This is a genomic window from Paenibacillus sp. CB74, assembly GCF_055687625.1.
The window spans coordinates 1,997,686-2,023,084 of sequence record NZ_CM146009.1 but is presented as its reverse complement, the minus strand read 5'-3'; the positions used below and the strand labels follow the sequence as shown (position 1 = coordinate 2,023,084).

General features: G+C 46.6%; 17 protein-coding genes. 15 read left to right on the top strand and 2 right to left on the bottom strand.

From position 1 onward, the window contains the following. Positions 1 to 99: 99 nt before the first annotated feature. The gene (locus ACX9NY_RS08995) at positions 100 to 969 is read right to left on the bottom strand and encodes an AraC family transcriptional regulator (RefSeq protein ID WP_339261161.1); all 870 of its coding nucleotides are present in this window, start codon (positions 967 to 969) and stop codon (positions 100 to 102) included. A gap of 163 nt (positions 970 to 1,132) precedes the next feature. Here ACX9NY_RS08995 and ACX9NY_RS08990 point away from each other — a divergent pair, with 163 nt between their 5' ends. From ACX9NY_RS08990 to ACX9NY_RS08970, 5 genes are all read left to right on the top strand, one after another. Further along, a complete protein-coding gene (locus tag ACX9NY_RS08990; protein ID WP_472478219.1) occupies positions 1,133 to 2,638 on the top strand; it encodes a glycoside hydrolase family 43 protein in 1,506 nt (501 codons plus the stop codon). Between the two features lie 7 nt (positions 2,639 to 2,645). Beyond that, on the top strand, positions 2,646 to 4,196 hold the full coding sequence (locus tag ACX9NY_RS08985) for a glycoside hydrolase family 43 protein (RefSeq protein WP_472478217.1): 1,551 nt from the start codon (positions 2,646 to 2,648) through the stop codon (positions 4,194 to 4,196). A 126-nt stretch (positions 4,197 to 4,322) separates the two neighbouring features. Then, complete coding sequence (locus tag ACX9NY_RS08980) at positions 4,323 to 6,002, top strand: extracellular solute-binding protein (protein WP_472478215.1); 1,680 nt, start codon at positions 4,323 to 4,325, stop codon at positions 6,000 to 6,002. 48 nt (positions 6,003 to 6,050) lie between these two features. Then, on the top strand, positions 6,051 to 7,817 hold the full coding sequence (locus ACX9NY_RS08975) for a sensor histidine kinase (RefSeq protein WP_339243067.1): 1,767 nt from the start codon (positions 6,051 to 6,053) through the stop codon (positions 7,815 to 7,817). Next, positions 7,802 to 9,427, top strand: coding sequence for a response regulator (locus tag ACX9NY_RS08970; RefSeq protein ID WP_339242673.1), 1,626 nt, complete (start codon positions 7,802 to 7,804; stop codon positions 9,425 to 9,427). The genes ACX9NY_RS08975 and ACX9NY_RS08970 overlap by 16 nt, the downstream gene beginning before the upstream one ends. A 112-nt stretch (positions 9,428 to 9,539) precedes the next feature. On the opposite strand, the gene ACX9NY_RS08965 is transcribed toward ACX9NY_RS08970, so the two are convergent. Continuing rightward, positions 9,540 to 10,307 (bottom strand): response regulator transcription factor, encoded by a 768-nt coding sequence (locus tag ACX9NY_RS08965; RefSeq protein WP_472478213.1) that lies wholly within the window; start codon positions 10,305 to 10,307, stop codon positions 9,540 to 9,542. A gap of 275 nt (positions 10,308 to 10,582) precedes the next feature. Here ACX9NY_RS08965 and ACX9NY_RS08960 point away from each other — a divergent pair, with 275 nt between their 5' ends. From ACX9NY_RS08960 to ACX9NY_RS08915, 10 genes are all read left to right on the top strand, one after another. Next, positions 10,583 to 11,938 (top strand): ABC transporter substrate-binding protein, encoded by a 1,356-nt coding sequence (locus ACX9NY_RS08960; RefSeq protein ID WP_339242676.1) that lies wholly within the window; start codon positions 10,583 to 10,585, stop codon positions 11,936 to 11,938. 104 nt (positions 11,939 to 12,042) lie between these two features. Continuing rightward, complete coding sequence (locus tag ACX9NY_RS08955; RefSeq protein ID WP_472478211.1) at positions 12,043 to 14,940, top strand: extracellular solute-binding protein; 2,898 nt, start codon at positions 12,043 to 12,045, stop codon at positions 14,938 to 14,940. 19 nt (positions 14,941 to 14,959) lie between these two features. Next, positions 14,960 to 15,916, top strand: coding sequence for a carbohydrate ABC transporter permease (locus tag ACX9NY_RS08950; RefSeq protein ID WP_339242679.1), 957 nt, complete (start codon positions 14,960 to 14,962; stop codon positions 15,914 to 15,916). A 2-nt stretch (positions 15,917 to 15,918) separates the two neighbouring features. After that, positions 15,919 to 16,794, top strand: coding sequence for a carbohydrate ABC transporter permease (locus ACX9NY_RS08945; protein ID WP_278295182.1), 876 nt, complete (start codon positions 15,919 to 15,921; stop codon positions 16,792 to 16,794). Positions 16,795 to 16,809: 15 nt separating this feature from the next. Continuing rightward, entirely contained in the window at positions 16,810 to 18,273 is a 1,464-nt protein-coding gene (locus ACX9NY_RS08940) for a hypothetical protein (protein ID WP_339261171.1), read from the top strand. Next, a complete protein-coding gene (locus ACX9NY_RS08935) occupies positions 18,257 to 18,892 on the top strand; it encodes a YIP1 family protein (protein WP_339261173.1) in 636 nt (211 codons plus the stop codon). Before ACX9NY_RS08940 ends, ACX9NY_RS08935 begins: the two co-directional genes overlap by 17 nt. A gap of 17 nt (positions 18,893 to 18,909) precedes the next feature. Then, positions 18,910 to 21,486 carry a DUF5696 domain-containing protein gene (locus ACX9NY_RS08930; protein ID WP_472478208.1) on the top strand — a complete coding sequence of 859 codons (2,577 nt, stop codon included), beginning with the start codon at positions 18,910 to 18,912 and terminating at the stop codon, positions 21,484 to 21,486. 53 nt (positions 21,487 to 21,539) lie between these two features. Continuing rightward, positions 21,540 to 22,385, top strand: coding sequence for a carbohydrate ABC transporter permease (locus ACX9NY_RS08925; RefSeq protein ID WP_253435651.1), 846 nt, complete (start codon positions 21,540 to 21,542; stop codon positions 22,383 to 22,385). A 17-nt stretch (positions 22,386 to 22,402) separates the two neighbouring features. Then, positions 22,403 to 23,350, top strand: a complete 948-nt coding sequence (locus tag ACX9NY_RS08920; RefSeq protein WP_339242688.1) for a carbohydrate ABC transporter permease — start codon at positions 22,403 to 22,405, stop codon at positions 23,348 to 23,350. 275 nt (positions 23,351 to 23,625) lie between these two features. Further along, a complete protein-coding gene (locus tag ACX9NY_RS08915; RefSeq protein ID WP_339261176.1) occupies positions 23,626 to 25,329 on the top strand; it encodes an RICIN domain-containing protein in 1,704 nt (567 codons plus the stop codon). Positions 25,330 to 25,399 lie beyond the last annotated feature (70 nt).

Below are 25,399 nucleotides of genomic sequence, written 5' to 3'. Positions count from 1 at the left end.
TTGGTTTACAGATCCGAAGATAAATACGTCAAGAACTAGAAAACATCGAGCCATTCTGCATGGCTCGATGTTTTCAGTTTACATTGAATGAACTTGTCATTATTTTAGTAAGACTTCCGTTGCATCTCGTCTTTGTTTGATATATTTACCGGGGGAGATGCCGACCATTTTGGAAAAACTGCGAATGAAATTGGCATAGTCACTAAAGCCTGATTGAAAGCATGCATCCGTAATACTCATTCCATCAGACAGATGGAATTTGGCCCGTTCTATACGACGACCCAAAATATAGGAGCGGATTGTTAGTCCGGTATGCTTTTTGAATTGTCTGCTGATGTATGTGCTGTTCATATAGAATGCATCGGCAAGTTTGCGAAGTGTAATATCTTGATTTAGATGAATTTCAATATAATCCATCGTTTCACGAACCAGCTCGGGCATGATGTCATTGGGAACAAATGAGTTGTTGTGAAACCAGACGTTAACCAAAACCAACAATTGGGCTACCGCTGCATTAATCTTGATGTCCGTGCCATAAGCATCCGAAGCAAGCAGTTCCTCCAGTTCGTTTGTCCATTGCATCATCATTTTCAAGCTTTGATCGTCCAAATGTACGATATTGCCCTTTCCTTTGGGGCGATGATCAAAACATGACAACAGATTAGTTGATGGTGTAGACAGCTGATAAAGGTATGTTTTTTTGAGATTGATTGTAATGCGCTCATACTCGGATTCATCCAGAATAAAGGCTCGGTGCATCTCCTCGGGTGACATCACAAGCAAATCCCCGGGTTGCACATGATAGCATCGATTTTCTACATAAAAGTGGACATTGCCACGTAGGAACAGGTAAATCTCATATGCATTATGGCGATGATAGATCGTTTCCAGCTTATACGTTGTTACGCGGTGCAGATATAAGAGTTCAGGCTGGATGGGATCGTAAAAACACTCAGAGGATCCACTCATGAAGTACCTCCCGTCATTTCACGCAATAAATAGAGCGGTTAACGCAATGAAATTGTACTCAGCTTACCTTAAAATGTAATCATCCTATCATGATACCTTTTGTATTGCAAACGCTTTCTTATAAAAGACGTAACGAATAACGATTATTAGGGGGATTATTTCGATGAATCAACATACTACACCACATTCAGGTGAGCAAAAGCAAGACCAGGCAGCCAATCTAGGGGAGATTGGAAAGCTTCGTCCAAACGGGAACCCTTTGGTGGCCCACAAATTCGGAGCCGATCCCTATGCTCTGGTATTTAACAATAGAGTCTACTTATATATGACAAGTGATAAGCTTGAATATGATAAGGATGGTCTTCCTCAGAAAAACAGCTATAGTTCAATCAACCGGATTACGGTCATTTCCTCAGATGACTTAATCAACTGGACTGATCATGGGGAGATCAGAGTTGCCGGACCTCAAGGTGCAGCAACATGGGCTTCGCAATCATGGGCCCCAGCAGCTGCTCATCAAATCTTGGATGGCGAGGATAGCTTCTTTCTATATTTCGCTAACAACGCCAGTGGAATCGGGGTATTGTCTGCACCAACACCTGTAGGTCCATGGGTAGACCCCATCGGAAAAGCACTTGTTACAAGAGAGACTCCGGGAGTGGAAGACGTAACTTGGCTGTTCGATCCAGCTGTAATTGTAGATGATGATCATCAGGCTTACCTTTACTTTGGCGGTGGTATTCCGGAAGGGAAAGCAGGAAGACCTGATACGGCAAGAGTTATGCGGTTGGGAGACGATATGATCAGTGTCGTTGGTACAGCTAAGGTTATTCAGGCGCCTTATATGTTTGAAAGCTCAGGGATACATAAATATAATAATAATTACTACTATACGTATTGTTCCAATTTTGACAAGGAAGATCGGCCAGAGGGCAGCCCGCCACCTGGTGAGATTGCATATATGACCAGCGTTCAACCAATGGGTCCATGGATATATCAGGGCACGCTGCTTCAGAATCCCGGACACTTCTTTGATATTGGCGGCAACAACCACCAGGCTATATTTCAACTGGCAGATCAGTGGTACATTGCCTATCATGCCCAGACATTATGCCAAGCCATGAATATCCCCGAAGGTTACCGTTCAACACATCTGAATCGAGTCGAGCATGATGCGGCTACGGGGAAGATTAAGAAAGTACATGCAGATTATCAGGGCGTGGATCAAATCAAGTACTTCAATCCCTATGCGCGGGTAACGGGTTCCACGATTGGATGGAGCAGCAGAGTATCCACTGAGCAATATCCGGACTCGGGTGAGATGTCTCTATCAGATTCGAATATCATTGCCGCCAAGCTGCAAAATGAAAGCTGGATAGCTATATCCAAGGCTGATTTTGAAAGTGGAGGACCTTCTACCTTCTCAGCCATGATTTCGAATCAAGGAACCGAAGGTACGTTGGAGCTCCGTATGGATCGCACCGACGGACCTTTAATTGGAGAACTGATTGTTCAGCCCGCCACCGAATCGCTTCAATGGATGGAAGTAACAACCAAAGTTACGGGTGCGCAAGGTGTGCAAGACTTGTACATTATCTTTAAAAGTACAACAGACAGCTCAACTATCCTTTTGAGAGAATGGCAGTTTAATAGAAAAAATGAGGTGTAATTAAAGCATGTATCCAAATCCGATTATTTGGGCCGATTACCCAGATCCTGACGTGATTCGTGTAGAGGACACATATTACATGGTTAGTACAACCATGCATATGATGCCGGGATGTGTCATTCTGCGTTCATATGATCTGATCCATTGGGAAGTAGCTACCTATGTGTACGACACACTGGACGATACACCCGCGCAACGGCTGGAAAATGGTCAGCAAATATATAGTAAAGGCATGTGGGCCGCATCCCTTCGTTATCATAAAGGCATGTTCTATGTCATTTTTGTCGCAAATGATACCCGTAAAACGTACTTGTACACGTCGACCTCCATCGCAGGTGAGTGGAAGAAGCAAGTAGTGGAGGGATTTTACCATGATTGCTCTTTATTTTTCGACGATGATGAACGAGTGTATCTTGTGTACGGGAATACCGAGATCTATCTGACTGAATTAAGTTCTGATCTGACCGGTCCCAAACCGGGTGGAGTGCATCGCTTGATTGTAAAAGAAGAGCAGCCTTATCACCTTGGTTATGAAGGAGCACATTTCTACAAGATCAATGGCAAATATACTGTGTTCCTAATTCATATTACGAAAGCTTCCGGCCGGAGAACACAGGCGTGTTACGTGGCTGAATCTCTGGAAGATGTCTTCTCTGGTGGAGAAGTATTTAATGACGATATGGATTATTTTAATTCTGGTGTTGCTCAGGGCGGCATCGTGGATACGCCGAATGGGGACTGGTACGCAATGCTGTTTCAGGATCATGGGGCTGTAGGGCGAATTCCTGTTTTGGTTCCACTCCATTTCGATCAAGGTATTCCGATATTTGCGAGCAAAGCTCCAAAGCAGATTGATATTCCGAGCACCAGACCAGAGCACCGTTATAATCCGTTAATAGGTAGCGACAATTTCAATTATGAAGCCGAAGAAGATGGCAGAATACGCCTCCATGACTTTTGGCAATGGAATCATACCCCTAATCAAGAACTCTGGTCTGTCACAGAGAAACCCGGGGTTTATCGTGTTCGGACGGGACAGATCAGCCCGAATCTGACATTCGCCGTCAACACACTAACCCAGCGTTCAATGGGGCCCGCTTGCGAAGCAATCGTTACGCTTGATGGCAGCCGTCTGAATAATGGCGACTATGCCGGGCTGTGCTTTCTGATTGGTTCATACGGAATGATCGCTCTTACGAAGCAGGATAACCAGTTTTACTTGGTCATGCATGCTAGAGATGGTGAGGACTCGACCATATTTGGTAATCTGATTGACCAGCAGCCAGCTACGGAGCATGAACGTATCCCTGTGTCAGGTCCAGTAGTTAAACTAAAAGCATTCGGAAATTTTGAGAACAATCTGGATGAGTGTTCTTTTGCCTACTTCAATGGGACGGAATGGAGAGATATCGGGATTGTCCATAAGATGATATATAAACTGGATCATTTTATGGGTTGCCGAACGGGGTTGTTTGTATATTCAACCCAAATGGTTGGAGGAACAGCTGACTTTTCGAATTTCGAATATTGTGTGATTAATCCGGAAGAGAAACAATGAACATATGTAAAAGCCGCCCAACGGCGGCTTTTCGTATTCAATAATTACAAGTTGTTGTACAATGATATGGATTCAAAGTTGACAGAGAGAAAAGAGTTGTTCAAACCGAACTGGGGGCATGTCGTCATGTATAAGAGATGTCTGGACATAACAAAATGGACCTTTATTCTGTTCCTTGCTGTGTCGATACCAGCAGGTCATACCGATGGAAATTCCAAACAACATCATTCGCAGCCAGATGGGCAGCAGATCCAACTTCCCGCGTTATATGAGAAATATTCTCCTCCCATAGTAGTCTCTTTTGTCAGGGAAACCGGAGATGACCTTGAGCGTATGATTAGCCAGTTGCCTGGGGAGACGATGCTGGATAATCGCTGGACTCGTTTGTATGAGAAGGAGCTAGGAATTCAGATTCACTACGACTGGATTGCTAATGGAGATGTGTACAATCAGAAACTGGGTGTATCCCTTGCTGCAGGACGTTTCCCTGATGTGGTCAAAGTAAATCCATATCAACTTAGACAACTGAGCAACGCTGGATTGATTGAAGATTTAACCCATGTGTACCAAGAGCATGCTTCACCACTTACGAAGAGTATATTAGAGGCAGAGGGAACAGGAGCATTTGATGCGGCAACCATTGATGGCAAATTGATGGCTATTCCCGAATCTTCTTCCTCTATTGAGACTGCACAATATCTGTGGATTAGAACCGATTGGTTGGAGAATCTGGGGCTGCGGCCACCTGAAACGATGGAAGACCTTCTTCAGATTTCGAAAGCGTTTACAGAAGGAGATCCAGACGGAAACGGAGAGCAGGATACGTACGGACTTGCGCTAACGAACCATCTATGGGATCCAGTTATGGGAGCTGCAGGACTGATGTCAGGCTACGGTGCCTATCCTACGATATGGGTTAAAGATGCGGAAGGAAAACTCACTTATGGAGGTATCCAGCCTGAAGTCCGAGAGGCTCTGAAGGCATTGCAAACGATGTATCGTGAAGGCCAGCTTGATCCGGATTTTGGCTATAAGAGTGGAAGCAAGGCGTCTAGAATGGTTCAGGATGGAAAGATAGGGATGCTCTACGGGGAACAGTGGACATCCTTTATGCTTCAGACCACCCGTGATACGGATAACGGTGTAGAATGGCAGGCATATCCCATTGTTGCAAAGTCTGACCAGAGTCTGTTTGTTCCGCTACGTTCCAACACTGGTCAATACTTTGCTGTAAAAAAAGGCTTCTCTAATCCAGAGGTCGTGGTTAAGCTCATGAATCTGCATCTGGACATCAACTGGGGGGATCAGGCACAGTATGAAACATACTACAATGATGACTCCAAAGCGGTGTGGATGCTCTCACCGGTGACTCCTTTTCCCGGTAATAAAAATATAGATGCTTACAAACAAATTCGGGATGCCAGAATTACAGGGGACTACTCTGCTCTGCAGAATGAAGCTCTCGCCATTCACAAACGAATTGTAGCCTATGATGTGAACCATGTAGAGAGCGGCTGGGGCTGGAAACAAACCTATGGGCCTTCGGGTGCTTTTAGCATTGCAGATTCTTATGAACAAAACGGTCAACTTCTCTATGACCAGTTCACTGGCGGCATTACGGACACCATGGTTGATCGACAAATCATTCTTCGAGATCTTCAGCTTGAAGCCTATATGAACATTATTCTAGGCAGGTCGATCGATGAGTTCGATCAATTCGTAGAGAACTGGCGCAAGCTGGGGGGAGATCAGATCACATTGGAAGTTAACGCGTGGTTTCGCACCAGCAAGCCAAAGGAATACTAATGTTCACTTTATTCATACAAGGAACCAACTCAGCCTTTGGCATTGGAGGTGAACGTATTGATCAAGATCCCTGCTAGATCATGGCTTAATAGTATATTTGCGCGATTAATAATTACCTATCTGGTATTCGTGCTTCCACTTATTCTTCTTGGAGTGTATCTGTATCATTGGAGTTATGACAATGCAAGCCAGGAAATATCGTTGTCAACGGAGAGACGGTTGAACCAATATGTCGTGGAATTGAACAGAGAGATGGAATGGATGGAATTACAGCAGTTTGATATCGTTGAGGATCGAAAATTGAATCGTCTGGCGATTCTCTGGGATATGATGGATCAGGTTGAGCGGCGTGATACATTAAATTACCTGACCGAACGACTTGCTTCATTTAAGAACAGCACTGCTTATATCAAAAACGTTCATGTACATATCCCTTCTGTCGGCAAAAGTATATCCGCGATCCAAGGCATCGACGATTTCAATAAAAGTTCTTACCTATACTTCGGTTCAAGCATGCAAGGAAAAGGGACACGTTTCACGGTGAAGGAGGACACTCTGAACCTCAGTGCCGTCAGGTTAACCGGCACGAGGGGAGAGCCCCCGCTTTTTGTCATTCAAGTGGAGCTGGACACAAATCATTTTCAAAATGAACTCACACGACTTAATCTGTACCCGGAGAGTTCGACTTTCCTGATTGAGGACAAAACGGGGCATGCCATCACAGATAACCATCAAGCTAGTGTTATTCTCGCGAATTACCGTGAGCACAGTATAAAGGGAACACTGGATGGCTTTCGGATGAAGGTGGGGGACACCATGTATCATGTGAGTCAGTTGCATATGGACTCCCTTGGCTTATCCGTAGCTACATATCTACCCGAGGCCATTGTCACCAAACCGCTTAGCAAGTTCTATCATTGGGCTTGGCTGTTTGCAATTACATCATTTGTTGCCATCACGGCGTATCTGTATTCTAGCTACAAGTTGATTCATATTCCGTTACTGTTGTTGGTGAAAAGATTCAAAAAAATGGAGGGAGGCATGCTTGATGTTCCCATCGCGCATAATCGAAAGGACGAATTCGGCTTCCTCTACACCCGTTTCAACCTCATGATTGAAAATCTTCAATCCCTGATCGACCGGGATTTCAAGAAAACACTGATGATGCAGCGGGCCGAGTTGAAACAGCTCCAATCCCAGATTAATCCTCATTTTCTGTACAATAGCTTCTTTATTCTGAATTCACTGGCAAGAACAGGGGAAACAGAGCGTATTGAGCAGTTTACTAATATGCTTGGCGAATATTTCAGGTTCATCACCCGGAATGAAACCGATCATGTGAAGTTGAAAGTGGAAGTGGAGCATTCACGAATCTATACAGAGATTCAACAATTACGATTCTCCAGACGAATCAAAGTTGATTTTGGGTCACTCCCTGCTGAGATGGAACATATTCACGTTCCCAGACTCATTATTCAACCGATTATTGAGAATGCATATGAACACAGCCTTGAAAAGAATACGGCCTCCGGTCTTCTAATTATCGGGTTTACTATGGAAGGTTCATATGCCGAGATTACCGTAGAAGATAATGGAAGCGAGTTGGATGAGCAACATATTGAAGCTCTTCAGCAACGCTTGCATAAGGACGGAGGTACGGATGAAATGACCGCGTTAATAAATATCCATCGACGTCTGGTCCTGACGTATGGAGAAGGAAGTGGCCTTTTCCTATCCAGAAGTAAATTGCAAGGATTAAAAGTCACAATTCGAATCCAGTGGAAAGAAGGAGAGAACGAATGTATCGACTTTTGATTGTAGATGACGAGGAGATTATTACGGATAGTCTCTATGAAACTTTCGCCAGACATATACCCGACCAGCTTGATGTATGTAAGGCATACTCTGCTACAGAAGCATTGTCCTGGATGCAGCGTTCTAGAATTGATATTGTTCTAACAGACATTCGCATGCCGGGCATGAGTGGCTTGGAACTGACAGAGCGAATTCAAGCCAGTTGGCCGAATTGTCGCGTCATTTTTCTGACAGGACATAGCGATTTTGATTATGCCTATCAAGCTTTTCAGATGGCCAATGTACGTTACTTGCTCAAAACGGAAGGTTATGACAAGGTGATGTCTGTTGTCGAAGATGTGATGGAAGAGATCCGGCAAAGTCACAGCATGCTTGAATTGTTGGAACATTCTCATCAAGTCAACTCTCAGCTTGCACGGATTCAACAAAAAGAGTACTTGCGGAAGCTGCTTCAAGATTGTACAGCAGTTATGGCTTCTACTAATGATATGCAGGACGAATTATTCAAAAGAGATATCAGATTACAGATAAACTCGCCGATTTATCTCATACTGGGTCGGTTCAATAATCCGCCAGAAAAAGGTTCGGACCTCACAGAAGTCCAGGAATCTGTTCGCATTATCGGTTCTTCTCTAATGCATGATCGAACAGCGTACGTCAGCGTAACGGACCATTATGGAGATACAATCTGGTTGATTCAGCCCAAGCAGGAAGAAGAGATGTCCAATGATAAACTTGTACGGTTTCTAGAAGGCACACTGGAACTGGTACAGGAAGCTTGCATGGTATCTCTTGGCGTATCCATTGCATTCTCATTAAGCAGTCAAAGCTGCGAATGGTCCGAGTTAACCAAACAATATGAACGTCTGAGATTACTCCAGTGGATGAAAATAGGGGATGGCGTATCCATGGTGCTCACGGATCATCGCAATGACCTCTCATCTGATGTACCCAAAGAATCCATGCGTATCTCAAACCGGATTGAGATTATGTCAGGATATTTGGAAACGGGGCGAATTCAGCCTTTTTACGATATATTTGAGGAACTTGCAGGCGAATTGTTGCAGCAGGAGATTACGATGGAACGTGCAATGGAAACCTACTATAATCTGGCTTTATTATTACATTCGACAATCAATCGGTGGGGTCTTCAACAGAAGATTCCTGATCAACGAAGTTTGCTGCATTTAGGGGAGTATACATGCATGAAGGATGCAGTTCAATTTTTGTATCGTGCTGCCGATGAATTAGTCCGGTACAAGAGGTCCAATGAACAGGAACGCGCTAACGTTGTCATTCATTCTTTATGCAGTTACATCAAGGATAACCTTGAGAAAGATCTTTCTTTAGTAAGATTGGCTGAACTTCATCATTTCAATCCATCCTATCTATCCCGATTCTTTAAGCAGGAAATGGGAATTAACCTGTCCGAGTTCATTGACGACTGCCGAATAAGAAGAGCCAAAGAATTGCTTCAGAACCCGAATTTTATGGTACGTGAGGTCGCACTCCAAGTGGGATACGAGGCAGCACATTCGTTTACCCGACTTTTTAAGAAAATAACGGGAATGACCCCCCAAGAATACCGGGAATCCCTTTTGGTACGTTAATTGTGAATTCTCAGGAATTGACTAGCTCAAATAACTACAGAAAAACGCAGGGAGAACATCTCCTGCGTTTTTCTGTAGTTATTTAACAAACATAGCACATCGGCAATCCACCCTAGGCCGTGTGGATTTTTTGTCGTCTATAAGCATTAGGACTCGATCCGGCGTACGCTTTGAATTTTTTATAGAACCAATCAATATCCTTATAACCTACCTCAATCGCTATCTCATATATTCGCAGATTCGTGGAAGACAGCAGTTGCTGGGCCTTTTCCATACGTTGCTGGAGCATATAATCATTGAAAGACATCTTCTCTTCCAGTTTGAACTTCTGCCCAAGGTAGGCACAGTTAAAATGAAGCATATCAGAGATCTTCTTCAGCGTGATTTCATCACTCAGATGATCCCGTACATAGGCTTTGACGATACGAATCACATGACTGGAGTGCATGGGTTTACCATTCATTTGAACAGGCGTTTTGAAGAACGACGACGTTTTGTGTGCCGGATCGGTTTCAAGGTGGGATCGAAGTCCGTGCAGACTGTTAAGTAAAGAAGAGGGACTAACAGGATTCGGTAGATAATCATTCACCTGATACGTAAGGGCTTTGCGTACGAACCTGAAGTGATCTCTTCCACCCATCAGGAGGATGGGGATCTGACTTTTCTTTCGAATCTCGTTGCATAACCAGAGCCCCGCGGTATCGAACCTCTCTGTATGTACCATAACAAGGGAAAAGTCTCGTTCTGACAATGCGGTCAAAGCTTCGGACGATGAGAACACACAATTTGCGATAGTATATTGAGCTTTGCTCCGTAGCAACATCTGTTGCAACTCTCCGCACAAACGACGGCTGAAATCCACAAGTAAAATATCATACATGAAGCAATACCTCACCTTCTGCTGAATTGTAATCCGCCAGATTAAACTCAATGATGACTTAATTTCATTATGGTAATAAAAGAAAGCGCATACAATGTGCATATTTTTGTAGAGAGTGCATTTCTTTACCAATTGGAACCCAGAATGCAATTTGTACGCACAAAATCACGGAAATCTATATTCAGCCGGGGTAAACACCTGTATTTTGGCAGGTTGTTTGCGCTTTCATTTGGGCGATACACTGTGAGAGCAAAAGACAATCAGGGGGGAAGACGATGAGAAAAAACAAGTTCATGCTACTGAGCCTGGTATTCGCGGTTTTGTTGGTGATTGCTGCATGCAGTTCTGCACCTACCGCTCAACCCGAGCCGGAAAAGACAACACCACAGGAGGAACAAACACCCGTAGAAACCGAGCCAAAGAATGAAAACTCTACGCCAGAAATGGACTTTGACATGGGCGGCAGAACGATCAAAGTTGTTGCTTGGTGGGACATGGAAATACAGGGGAACAACCCGGACAACATTCAACGCCTTGAGAATCTCGAAGCGCTGAAGAAAAAACACAACTTTAATATTGAATACGTTTCCATTGATTTCGGCGAATATCAGGAGAAGGTAGTTGCTTCGCTGATGGCAGGGGAACCACTTGGTGATTTGGTGAGATTGGGCAAAAACTATGCCATTCCCGCATTGACCAAACAGGATCTCTTGTGGCCAGTGGATGATTATATTAAAAACGACAAAGTATTCAATCAGAAAACAACAAAGGAATATATGCAATATGAAGGCAAAGGTTACGGCTTTACCGAGGACCAGTCTTCTTTTATCAACGGAATTTTCTATAATCGTACCCTCATGCAGGAGCTGGGCTTGAAGCCATTACAGGAATATGTGGATGCTGATGAATGGAACTGGGATACATTCCTCAGCGTTGCCAAACAAGCGAACAAGGATCGCAACAACGATGGCAAGCTGGACACTTGGGGACTCGCTCAGACGGGATTGCTTGAACCGATTCTGTATTCCAATGAAGCTTCCCTGACCCTAGAGGATAAGCAGAACCTGGAAGATCCCAAAACGAAGGAAGCGCTGAATTTCCTGTCCAAACTGGCTACGGAAAAGGTCGGCAGAGCTTCTGAAGGCGGCGACTGGACTGAGCCGTCCACGTTCTTCCGTCAAGGCAATACGTTGATGTATTCAGGTGCCATGTACGAGGTTGAAGGCATTATGACAGACATGAAGGATTACGATATCGGTTTTGTACCATTCCCTAAAGGTCCAAGTGCATCAGCGTATCACTCTGGAGAGTCCCGTTACCAGGCTATAACGATTCCTAAAGCAGTAGAGAATCCGGAACAACTGATGTACATCTGGGAGAAAATTAATGAGATCGATTCGATCTATGAGTATCCGGGCCAATCCACACTGGAGACACATCTGACCGATGAAGCAGATATCAACAACGCCAGAGAGGTTGCAGAAGGCATGCTGGTTCTCGACCATAACACATTCCCGTCCTTGCCTTTCTGGGACTTTGATGGAGAGCTCAAAGAAGGAGTATCTGTATCTACGCTGATTGAGAAATACAAGGCACCTTTCCAGGCTGCGATTGATGAGGTATACAAATAAGCATCATGACACACGGGCAGAACGCACCAGTGATGGTGCGGTCTGTCCGGGTTAGTCAATCGTCCAGTTCTCGCAACCTTAGAGGAAAGGGGATACATTCGAACATGCGGTCACGTAAGAAAAAGGGACTAATCTTGGTGCTTGTCCTGGCCCTGGTACTCTCCATATGGACGCTATATCCATCGCGGGATCGTTATCCGGGGACGGTACATGCGCTTGAGGACTTTGACGCAGTATCGGCAACCGAGGATTCATTCAGTTATGACCATTATCTGACTACTCATGACAATTCGGCTAAACCCGAGAAAACAATACGCATTGAAGGCGAATCTTATGTTCAGGCAACTGACGGAGAATTCGAGGTCGTGCAAGGTTATGCCGGACTGGATGGGAGCGCTGTAATTACGCCGGAAACTGGAACCATTCGTTGGGATGTTCCCGTTCAAATGAGCGGTTTGTACAATATTCGCATTCACTATTACCCTGTAGAGGGTAAAAGCTCGGGTATTGAACGCAGACTCGAGGTGAATGGGGAGGTTCCTTTTAGAGGGGCCGATGTTCTCTTGTTTGACAGGGTGTGGGGGAATCGCGAGGATAACGTTCGTCGTGACGATCGGGATAACGATCTCAGGCCAAGACAAGTGGAACAGCCCGAGTGGCAGTTGACTTCCTTCAAGGATAGCGGAGGCTATTTCGAGGAGCCCTTTCAGTTTTATTTTGAAAAAGGAAACCCGCAGTTATCGCTCACTTCATTAAGAGAAAGTATGGCGATTGATTATATTGAGCTGTATCAGGAAGGGGAGATCCCGACCTATGCAGAGCTTGAGGCAACTTATGCCTCACAGGGGCTGAAACCAGCGGCTCCAGTCATGCTGAAAGTACAAGGGGAACAAGCAGTCAGCAAGTCTTCACCTACACTGGCACCCATCTCGGATCGTTCGAGCCCATCGCTAGAACCTTATGATGTGTCCAAAATTCGCATGAATGCGATCGGGGGCATCAACTGGAAGCTGCCGGGTGAATGGATCGAATGGGAAATCGACGTGCCTGAAGACGGATTGTATCAAATCGCGTTAAAGGTAAAACAGGATCAATTGCGCGGTATTTACGCAACCCGCAGTCTGACGATCAACGGCGAAGTTCCGTTTAAAGAAATGAAACGCATTCGTTTCAACTACAGCCCATCCTGGCAAACTCAGGTGCTGGGGGCGGCAGAAAATCAGCCTTACCAGTTTCATCTGGATAAAGGGAAACACCGGATTCGAATGACGGTAACGCTAGGCGACATCGCTCCTCTGCTTCGTACCGTGGAATCCAGCGTGCTGGAATTGAATGAGATGTATCGCAAAATCCTGATGATCACCTCCAACAGCCCCGATCCGCTTCGGGATTATCAGTTGGAACAACGCATCCCGGAGATGACGGAAGTCTTTGAACGACAGGCAGACACGCTCCGTTCTGTAGCGGATTATCTGGAAAAGGCAACGGGTGAGCAAAGTGATAAAGTTGCCGTGCTTCACGCCATGGTCATGCAGCTTGAAGATATGGCGGCCAAGCCGGAGACCGTTCCTAAACGACTGGATACGTTCAAAATTAACGTAGGTGGCCTGGGTACCTGGATATTGTCAGTACGTGAACAGCCGATCACTCTGGATTACCTCGTCGTGTCTCCGCCGGGTGAAGCCTTGCCAGATGCGGAAGCGACGGCCATTCAGCAGGTGAAACATGAGCTGGGTGCATACGTGGCTTCGTATACCGAAGATTACGACAGCATCGGTAACGTGGAGCAAAAAAAGGATTCCATTACTGTATGGATCACGACTGGACGGGATCAGGCTCAGGTATTGAAAGGCATGATCGATGATTCGTTTACTCCGGATACGGATGTATCCGTGCAGCTGCGTCTCGTGCCGCCCAACATATTGCTTCCCGCAACGCTTGCAGGTGAAGGACCCGACATTGCCATGCAAATGGGTGAAGACATCCCTGTAAACTATGCGATGAGAAGTGCGGCAGCGGATTTGAGCAAATTCCCCGACTTCGAGGAAATTGCGGGTCGGTTCCGTGAAAGCGGGTTGACACCATACCGGTATAACGACGGTGTGTATGCCCTCCCAGAACAGCAACATTTTCCGATGCTCTTTTACCGCAAGGATATCCTGAACGAATTGGGACTGGAACCGCCGAAAACGTGGCAGGACGTGTATAACGCCATTGCTGTGTTGCAAAAGCACAATATGGAGTTTTATCTGCCCATCGAGGATACACTGAACAACGCAAACCTTGTGCCGAACTCAACCTTTGCGATGCTGTTGTACCAGAATGATGGCACCTTCTATACGGAAGATCAGAAGAAGAGTGCCCTTGATTCGGAAATTTCGATGGATGCGTTTAAACGCTGGACACAATTCTATACCAATTATAAATTCCCGCTTAAAGCGGACTTTCCAAACCGCTTCCGTACCGGTGAGATGCCGATTGGAATTGCGGACTATACAACCTATAACATGTTGACAGTTTTGGCTCCGGAAATTCGCAATCTCTGGGACTTTACCATTGTTCCTGGTACGCAGCTTCCGGACGGTTCCATCAGGCATGAGGTGGCCAGCGCAACAAGCGCGGTAATGATGCTTGAGAACGCCAGCAACAAGGAAGCTTCATGGAAGTTCATGAAATGGTGGACTGACGAGCAGACCCAGATTGAATACGGACGAGAAATGGAAGGCCTCATGGGGGCGGCAGCTCGTTACCCAACAGCCAACATTGAAGCTTTGAAACAGCTTCCTTGGCCCGTCAAGGATTATGAAAATCTGGAGAAGCAATGGAAATGGGTACAGGGGATCCCGCAGCTTCCTGGAGGTTATTTCACGGGACGGCATCTGGATAACGCTTTCCGTAAGGTGGTCAATGCGAATGAAAATCCGCGTGAAGCCTTATCGGACTATGTTCTGTACATTGATGATGAAATTGAGTTGAAGCGTAAGGAATTTAATCTGAAATAGAGGAAAGGGAGGGTAACGGTTGCAAGCTAAAACAACCAAGACAGCCGCCGCTCCTGCCGTCCATACCCGCCAGGTCGGCTGGTGGTCCCTTTTGAGAAGGGATCTGTATCTCAGCAGGCATTATTATGTGTTGATGGCACCGTTTATGCTGATTTTTTTCATGTTTACTGTCATCCCGGTCGGCATTTCACTGGGGCTCAGCTTTTTTCACTTCAACATGCTGGAGCTGCCGCGATTTGTCGGGTGGCAAAATTATTCCCGGCTTTTCCTGAATGACGACGTATTCCTGATCGCGCTCAAAAACACACTGCTTTTTGCCGTAATCACGGGTCCGCTCAGTTATATCGCCTGCTTTTTGTTTGCATGGATCATCAACGAGTTATCTCCCAAAATTCGAGCGGTCATGACGCTGGTGTTCTATGCGCCCTCCATATCGGGAAATGTCTTCTTCATCTGGCTGATCATCTTCTCTGGTGACAGTTACGGGTATATGAACGGCTTCCTGATGCGCCTTGGCGTCACACTAGAGCCGATCCAATGGCTTGCAGATGAGAAGTACGTGCTCGCGATTGTCATTATTGTACAGTTGTGGCTCAGCCTTGGAACCAGCTTCCTGGCCTTTATTGCAGGACTTCAGACCATTGATCGTTCTCTGGTTGAAGCAGGCACCGTGGACGGGATCAAGAATCGCTGGCAGGAACTCTGGTACATCACCCTGCCTTCGATGAGACCGCAACTGATGTTTGGTGCGGTGATGCAGATTACGGCTTCATTCGCAGTGGCCGAGATATCGATTGCATTGGCCGGTTTCCCAAGTGTCAACTATGCAGCTCACACCGTCGTCACACATCTGATGGACTTCGGTACAATCCGTTTTGAGATGGGATACGCTTCTGCCATTGCAACCGTGCTGTTTGCGTTGATGCTTGGTACGAACGTTTTGACGCAAAAAATGCTTAGAAAGATAGGTGAATGACAATGACCAGCAAAGTACGTGCCGTGTTTGGCATGCCAAAAAGGCTGAATCGGTCATTTACCGTCAGCCTGATGTTATTTGCACTGCTGGCCGTGTTTGGATCATTTATGGTGCTTCCGCTGATCTATGCTGTCAACAATGCATTCAAACCGCTGGATGAGCTGTTTATTTTTCCGCCGCGATTCTGGGTGAATAACCCGACAACAGAGAATTTTGCCGATCTGATCAACCTTATGGGCAATTCATGGGTGCCGTTATCCCGTTATATTGCTAATACCCTGCTCATTACAATCCTGGGGACGGCAGGGCACATTCTTCTTGCATCCGCCGCGGCTTATCCGCTGGCGAAATATCGTTTTCCAGGTTCGAAAGTGTTGTTCACGATTGTAATTCTGTCTCTGATGTTCTCACCGCATGTCACGGCGATTCCAAACTACATGGTCATGTCTTGGCTAGGATGGATTAACACACACGCTTCCATTATCGTGCCATCGCTTGCTTTCTCCCTGGGACTGTTCCTGATGAAACAGTTCATGGAGCAGATTCCCGATGCGCTGCTGGAAGCAGCCAAAATCGACGGAGCCAATGAATATCGCATTTTTTGGAGCATTGTGATGCCGAATGTAAAGCCGGCATGGCTCACGCTCATGATCCTGCAGTTCCCTGCGTTATGGGGGACGGACGGCGGGAGCTTCATCTACAGTGAAAATCTGAAAACGCTGCATTATGCGCTCAGTCAGATTGTACAGGGAGGGATTGCTCGTGCAGGTGTTGGTGCGGCTGTGGCCTTGCTGCTGATGATTGTACCAATCACGCTGTTTATCATCTCCCAGAGCAGTGTCATGCAAACGATGGCCACTTCAGGCATGAAAGAGTAGAAAGGAGGCAGCGAGGTGCGGAGAAGCACATGGAAAAAACGCAAATCGATCATCATGGGCATGATCTGCCTCCTGTTGTTCGTTCAAGAGGCATCATATGTGAGTGCAGACGGTAAAACGGATGCGTATCATTACTCCTTCTGGGGTGACGCAGTTCCGGCACCAGCGGCATATGAGGCAACAACCATTATCACCGGTAAGAAGCTGAACACGATTCCTATGAAAGAGCCGAGCGACATGCATGTTACCGCCAATCAGCACGTCTTTGTGCTTGATTCGGGCAATGGCCGCATTATAGAGATGGATCGCAACCTCAAGCTGGTACGGACGATTGATTCATTTAAGCAGGAAGGCAAGGAAGATCATTTTAAAAATCCGCAGGGGTTGTACGTTAGCGATCAAGGCCATCTGCTGGTCGCCGATTCGGATAATCATCGAGTCGTACATTTGGATGAAAAAGGCACGCTGGTCAAGATTGTCGCAGAGCCCAAATCGGACCTGTTAAAAGCGGATTTTCAATTCAAACCTATGCGTGTTGTTATGGACAAGGGGGAACGTATCTACGTCATGGCCGAAGGCGTATTTGATGGATTCATGGAGTTCAGCGCCGACGGTACGTTCTCATCGTTTATTGGAGCAAACAGAGTTCAGGTAGACCCGGTGGAGTATCTATGGAAACGCTTCGCCACACGTGAGCAGCGCAGTCAGATGGTTATGTTCACTCCGACGGAATTTACCAATCTGGATATGGATGAAGAAGGCTTCATCTACGCGACTAGCGGGGATCGGGGCAAAGATCCGGTCAAGAAGCTGAATGCACAGGGCACAGACATTTTGCGCAGAGAAGGCTATCAGACCCCGCAAGGTGATATGGTGTATACCCAGGAAGCCGGGCCATCCCGTCTGATTGATGTGGACGTGGGGGACAGTGACATGTATTCCGTACTGGATTCCAGCAAGGGCCGAATCTTCACCTACAATGGAGACGGGTATCTGCTCCATATTTTTGGCGGCATCGGAAACCGCCTTGGCCAGTTTAATACACCTGTTGCGCTGGAACGTGCGGGAGACCGGATGTTGGTTCTGGATAAAGCGCTTGGCGAAATCACCGTCTTTCAGACAACTGAATATGGACGCACGCTCCATGAAGCAGTTCGCAGTTATTATAACGGTGACGAGGAGCAGTCCAGTGTACTGTTTGCTAAAGTTGCCGAGATGAACGCCAATCTGGAATATGCTTATGCGGGAATCGGCAAAGCGCTGCTTCGTCAGAAGGAATACGGCGAATCTGCGAAATACTTTAAGCGCAGTATGGAACCTAAAGGTTATTCCAAAGCTTTTCTTTTGTATCGCAAAGAGCTGATGCGTGAGCATTTTTCATGGATGATGTCCGGTTTATTCTTGGCTGTCGCTGCGTTTGTTACCGTCATCATCGTTCGCAGGCAGAAAAGGAGGACAACGAATGCAGGCATCAAGTAAACAGTTATATCAGTACCCGCTGCATCTGATCTTCCATCCGTTTGATGGATACTGGGAATTAAAATATGAGCGCAACCAGAGGAACTCACTGTTGATTGCTTTCATGATTCTGGTACTGCTGGTCATCACCAAAATTTTACATGCCCAATACAGCGGTTTTCTGATTAATCTCAGTAATCCCAAATACCTGAACAGTCTGCTCGAAATGGTATATGTGATCGTGCCGGTCCTCTTCTGGTGTGTGGCTAACTGGTCGTTAACCACCTTGATGGACGGGGAAGGCAAGTTTTCTGAAATTTTTATGTCAACCTGTTTTGCACTGGTGCCTCTTTTCCTAATCCATTTTCCTTGGATCTGGCTGAGTCTTGTGATCTCTGCACAAGAAACTGCCTTTTATTATTTCTCCAATGCACTCGCCGTCGCCTGGACGGTGTACCTGTTATTTGTGGGAAATATGACGGTTCATCAGTACACACCAGCCAAAACGATACTCACGATGCTATTGACACTTGTAGCTATGGCCTTTATGGCATTTCTGTGCCTCTTGTTCTTTAGCCTTGTACAGCAGATTGTATCGTTTGTCGTAACCATCTATCAGGAATTAGTGCTTCGGGGCTAAGGGAGGAGGAGAATGTGATGAAATATGCCGTAGCCAAAAAAATAACAGGGATGCTGCTCGCGGGCAGTCTACTGCTCAGCGGATGTCAGTTCTCGTCAGCACCACTGACCAACCAGGCGGTATCTGCCGCAGATCAAACGGACGTTCCCTCCCTGCCTCCCGGAGAAAAACTGAAATCATCTTTCAGTAATACCCGCCTTCCAGGCATGATTGGCATTGCACAGAATGATCAGCTTCAGCTGTTCATTCACGAAGAGACTGCCGAGATTGCAGTGATTCACATGCAGAGCGGGCAGATCTGGCGCAGCAATCCTGCAGATCGTGAACAGGATGGAATTGCCGCAGGGATAAACAAAGACCTGTTGTCTTCACAAACCAAGCTCAGTTTCTTCAATAGTCTGGGTCAGAGCAGCACGGTGAATTCTTTCACGGACAGTGCCGCACACAAGCAGATCAGCTTCGAGTCACTGCCAAACGGCGTACGGGTGAATTACCAGTTTGGCAGCACCGAGCGATCCATTGAAGATTTGCCGATGAAGATCAGCAAAGAGCGTTTTGAGCAAAAGCTGCTTGCACAGTTGGATAAGACCGGGCAGCGGGCCTTGAAGGTCGGATATGCAGAGGACAAAGAAGAAGGTACTTACGTCCGGATTGATAAGGCGATGCAGGGACTTCAGTTGTCCCGAGCGTTGAAAGCTTTTGACACAGCTGGTTACACACCAGAGGACCTGGCTCAGGATCATGCCGAGTTCGGCATTGAACAGGAACGTAGCGGACCGCGGTTGTTCATGATCACGATGGAATATGAGCTGGATGGAGAGGATCTGTTAGTTCGTGTTCCTTCATCAGGCATTCATTTTCCGGAGGAATATCCGATCAATAACATATCCATACTGGAGTATTTTGGTGCCGGAGGATTGAATGAAGAAGGCTCCATGCTGGTGCCGGACGGATCGGGGGCTCTTATCCATTTTAATAATGGGAAGTTGCAGTATCCTGCCTATCAACAAGATATTTACGGACCGGATATGACGATGAAACTGCGGGAAGCAAGCTCGAATGAAGCCAAAGCCCGATTGCCGGTGTTTGGACTTATTCGGAAAGAGGGGGCGTTCCTGGGTATTGTTGAGGAAGGGGATGCCGTTGCCGTTGTGAATGCCGATATCAGCGGCAAGCTAAACAGTTATAACAACGTATATCCAAGCTTCTATGTTGTGAACAAGAGCGATGTGACACTTCAGGCAAGCGATATGGTTCGTACACTTCCGAAATTTCAGAAGAATCCGACCGTGTCCGACTTCGCCGTTCGATACGCTTTTGTAGGGGCGGATAAGGCCTCGTACTCCGGGCTTGCCTCTCTTTATCGGGATTATCTGATGCAAAATGGCGGACTTCCCGAGCTGAGCGCCAGTAAGGATCAGAATGATGTTCCGTTTTATCTGCAACTGTTCGGTGCCATGACAACAAGCCAGCATATGTTGGGCATACCGTACGATTCAACGGAGGCTCTGACGACGTTTGATGAAGCCAAAAACATTCTCACCACCTTGAAGGAGAAGAAGGTATCCAATATACAGGTTCGCTATGCCGGGTGGTTTAACGGAGGGCTTTATCATAGGATGCCCGATTCCATTCACGTGGACGGTGCCGTGGGTGGCAAAAAGGGATTGCGGGAATTCAGTGCATTCACCAAAGAAGCAGGCATCGGCTTTTATCCGGATATTGCTCTGATAAATGTGTTATCCAAAAAAGGATTTAAACCGTCTAAAGAAGCTTCCCGAACCTTAACCCAGGAACCGGCGGTTATGTATCCGATGAACCAGGCCATACAGCGTCGTGACAGGGATCGTTCACCTTCCTATGTGCTGTCGCCCAACTTGCTGGAGAACGTGACGGCAGAGATGCTGGATGAACTCAAGTCTCTTCAAAAAGATGAACTTTCGTTGAGTCTGAATGACCTGGCCGCTCAGCTGAACAGCGACATGAATCCGAAAAAGTTGGTGGATCGAACGGAAGCACTGGGCTCTGTCAAGAAAGCACTTGAACAGATCAAACAGCAGGTAGGCCCTGTCGTTGCGGAAGGCGGAAACGCTTACGCACTGCCATATGTAACCGGGTTGACAGATGCTCCAATGAATAGCAGCCGTTTCAAGCTGGAGGATGAAGAGATTCCATTCTATCAGCTCGTTGTACACGGCAGCATTAGTTATACAGGCATGCCATACAATCTTTCTACTTATACGGACGCAAGACAGTATGTATTGAAGTTGATTGAATATGGAGCGAGCCCTTACTTTGCCTGGTTCAATGCACCAAACCATGTTGTGAAAGAAACAGATTATGATCAACTCTATGCGGCGAATTACGAACAATGGATGGATCTGGCTGCTGACATCTACAATGAGGTCAACGACGTAAACCAGTCATTTACGGGACGTTCCATGATGTCTCATGAATCCATTGAAGAAGGCGTGTTCCGGACCATGTATGAAGGCGGCGGATTCGTAATCGTCAATTATAACGACTTCCCTGTAGATGTTGACAACGTTACAGTGGAAGCCCAAAGCTATGTGACTGGTGGTGAGCAGCTCTGAAGACGCTCCTGAAATGGAAATGGGGAAGTCGTACGTATGCTCAGCAGAAAGCCATGTGGGGCGTAATTTACGTGCTCCCCTGGCTCATAGGTTTTGTGTTATTTTTCTTCATTCCGCTGTTAGCCTCTCTGCGATACAGCATGAGTACAATTCAGGCCAACGCGGAAGGCATAGCGATTCAGTTCACCGGTGTCGCTAATTACATTCAGGCGCTAACCGTCAATACGAGCTTCAACCGTGCGTTAATCGAGGCAATCACAGACGTACTCATCAACGTACCTCTGATCGTTATATTCAGTCTGTTCCTCGCTGTCATCCTGAATCAGAAGTTCAGGGGCCGGGCTGTTGCCCGGTCGATCTTCTTCCTGCCCGTTATTCTGGCATCGGGAGTAATTATGACGCTGGAGAGCACCAGTCTGATTGAAGCGGTGAACCAGAGCAGTACAGGCGGCAGTTCACTCGGGACATTTGAACTCGAAAATCTGATGGTTAATGCCGGAGTAAGCGACTGGATCGTTACGTACCTGAGCAGCGCCGTAGATCGGATCTATCAGATCGTCAGTCAATCCGGTGTACAGATTTTGATCTTTTTGGCAGGCATCCAGACAATCTCCCCTCAGCTGTATGAGGCTTCGAAGATGGAAGGAGCTACGGGTTATGAAGCATTCTGGAAAATTACATTTCCGATGGTCAGCCCGCTGATTTTTGTCAATGCGATCTATACAATAATCGATTCGTTTGCCAATAACGCCATGACAGAACTGATCCGGGATACCGGCTTCGTCAAGTTCGACTTTGGTTTAAGCTCCGCCATGGCATGGGTCTACTTCCTGGCCATTGCCATCATTCTCGTTATCGTATCCATCATCTTCTCGAAGCGTGTCTTCTATCAAGATTAGAAAGGGGGGTGCTCTACGTGACAACTTCACGATTATTATCGCTGGAGCATTGGAAAGGCTGGCTGTGGGCCATGATCCGGTTTGTCCTGATTACCGGGCTGTCCTTCGTTATCCTGTTTCCCATATTCCAGAAGGTGTCAACGTCTATCAAGGATAAAGGCGATCTGTATTCCGCAGTGGTCGTGTGGATCCCGCAGAACTTCTCCATCGACAATTTCAAGCAGGCTATCCGCGTCATGGATTACTGGGCAACGCTGTTTAATACATTTGCATTATCTGCAACAACCACACTGCTGACCACTGCATCCTGTGCGCTTGCAGGGTACGGATTCGCCAGACTGAAGTTCAAGGGAAGCAACTGGCTGTTTGCCGGGGTAATCCTGACCATTCTTGTTCCACCGACGACCATTCTGATTCCGGTATACCTGAATCTGAAGAGCTTTGATCTGATGGGACTTATGACGCTTATCACAGGCAAACCGGTTAATCTGCTGAACACCTATTGGCCGTTTATTCTGACCGCGATTACAGCCAATTCACTCAAGGCTGGTTTATACATCTTCATTTTCCGGCAATTCTTCAGAGGTATTCCGAAGGAAGTGGAGGAGGCGGCCTATGTGGACGGTGCGGGCATCGGCCGAACATTCTCAACCATTATGTTACCCAATGCGATTCCGTCCATGGTTACGGTCATGTTGTTTTCGTTCGTATGGCAGTGGAATGACAGCTTCTATACGACAACTTATCTGACTTCGAGTAAAGTCATGTCGACCCAGTTGTCATCTCTTCCTTATAATCTGGCTCAGCAGGTTACTGACGGTGCAGCCTCCCAAGCTGATCCGTTCTATCTGAGCATGATTCAGGATACAGGAATTCTTCTTGCGATTCTGCCTTTGATCGTCATCTATCTGTTTGTACAACGATATTTCGTAGAGAGTGTTGAGCGTACAGGAATCGTCGGTTAAGTTCAATTCACCTGTACCTTTGGCGCGGCGATCAGCCTGGATAAGGAAGGAGGGATTCCATGGAACATTCCACTTGTAAAAAGGGGGCTTGCTGCGATCTTTTGCAAAACTGTTCACTTCAGAACCGCAACCCTTCGCTCCGCAGAATTCCCTTGCTGGTATGGAATGGGTTGCGGGAGCGGGCTCCGACCTGAGCGATATGCTGGTTTAGGAATGCGATGACAGCGTTACTTCGCAGTATAGCAAGGCATTACATCAGAAGAGGAGGAATTATAGTGAAGAAGATTTTGACATCTTTCAAACTTTTAATCATTCTTGCTTTATTGATCACCATTGTTCCATGGGGAGGTAACCGAGCCGAGGCATGGGTGGGCATGCCGATGGGTAAGCTTCACGTTAACGGCAAAAACCTGGTGAACAGCAACAATCAGCCTGTGCTTCTGAACGGTTGGCATCAACCTTCAGGCGCCTACTGGACATATCAGGATAGCAATTATTACCTCAATCTACACGGTAATAACCGTCATGCAGCTACTCTGGCTTATCTGAAGGACATTACCGATACATTTGCGGATACCAGCCCGAAATACGGAAGCAATCATGGCTGGAATATGAATCAGGTACGTCTGTTTATCGACCGTCAGGATATGGGAGATGTGGCTGCTGGTACATATAACTTTGCCGGTGTGCAGACCGTTACGCAAAATGTCATTATTCCGTATATCCAATATGCCAAGAGCAAAGGCGTATATGTGGTCCTGGGACTCGACTTCACATTAAAGGATGATCAGGCAACAACACCTGCCAACCTGCAAAAATTCAATGAAATCTGGGGTTATCTCGCTTCACGCCCGGAGATCAAAAGTGCAGACAACGTTCACTTCGAACTGATCAACGAACCTGTGAAATCCTATGCCAATGGACATTGGGGTGGATACAACGGGGAAAATGACTTTGTGGATCACTGGAATGACCTGCGTAATTTCCAAAATTCCATGATTTCAACAATTCGCAGCAAAGGTGCGGACAATGTCATCTGGGCGGCAGGTCTGGGATACAACCAATTTTACAGCTTAACGGCAAGTCATCCATTGACTGACCCGCTCAACAACTATGGATATGCGGTTCACTGGTACCCTGGTTATGGCGCATATGACAATTTCTCTATCCTGCAAGACCAGTGGAATACCAACGTGAAGGCAGCCGCTGATAAATATCCAATTAACATTACCGAGGTAACTTGGTTCAAAAACAAACCTGGCGATTCTGCTTATTGGAACCTGTTCAATGGCAGCAATGAAGGTTTCGGTACCAATACCAAAACGATCTTCAACGCAGCAGGTAACGTCAGCATTGCAGCACATATGAACGGATTCATTCTAAGTGAAGGACCACGAAGCTCTTTTGCTGATCCAACGGCCGGCCTGAAGTGGGACGGGGATGCTTCACGGAGTGCCATGGGACGATTCCTGTTTAACTGGTACCATGAACGTGCCCAGACTTACCCGGGCAGTGGATCAGGTGGACCAACAACAGGGCTGGTATCCGGTGCAACCTACAAAATTGTAGCCCGGCATTCCAACAAGGTCATTGATGTACCTGGTGGTCTAAACGAGAACAATCTTCAACTCCAGCAGTGGAGCGATCTGGGTGGCAACCCTCAGAAGTGGGTTTTGACCTCGATCGGCAGCGGCAACTATACACTGACAAGTGTGAACTCACCAGACAAAGTCATCGACATTCGCAACGGTACCAACACCAATGGGGAAGTGGTCCAGCTCATGAGCAACCTGAACACTACCGCTCAGCATTTCAAAGTGAATGACCTTGGAAACGGATACTGGAGTATCATCAACGTGAACAGCAACAAAGCGATTGAAGTCGCCAACGCTTCCACGTCGGATGGTGCCAAATTGCAGCAGAACACCTACACGGGTGCAACAAATCAACAATGGAAATTTGTTGCCGTCAGCAATTAAAAAAACAAAACGTTAAACAGAACCTTCTCAAGCCATTCCTGGTCTTGGGGAGGTTCTTTTGCGTTTATTT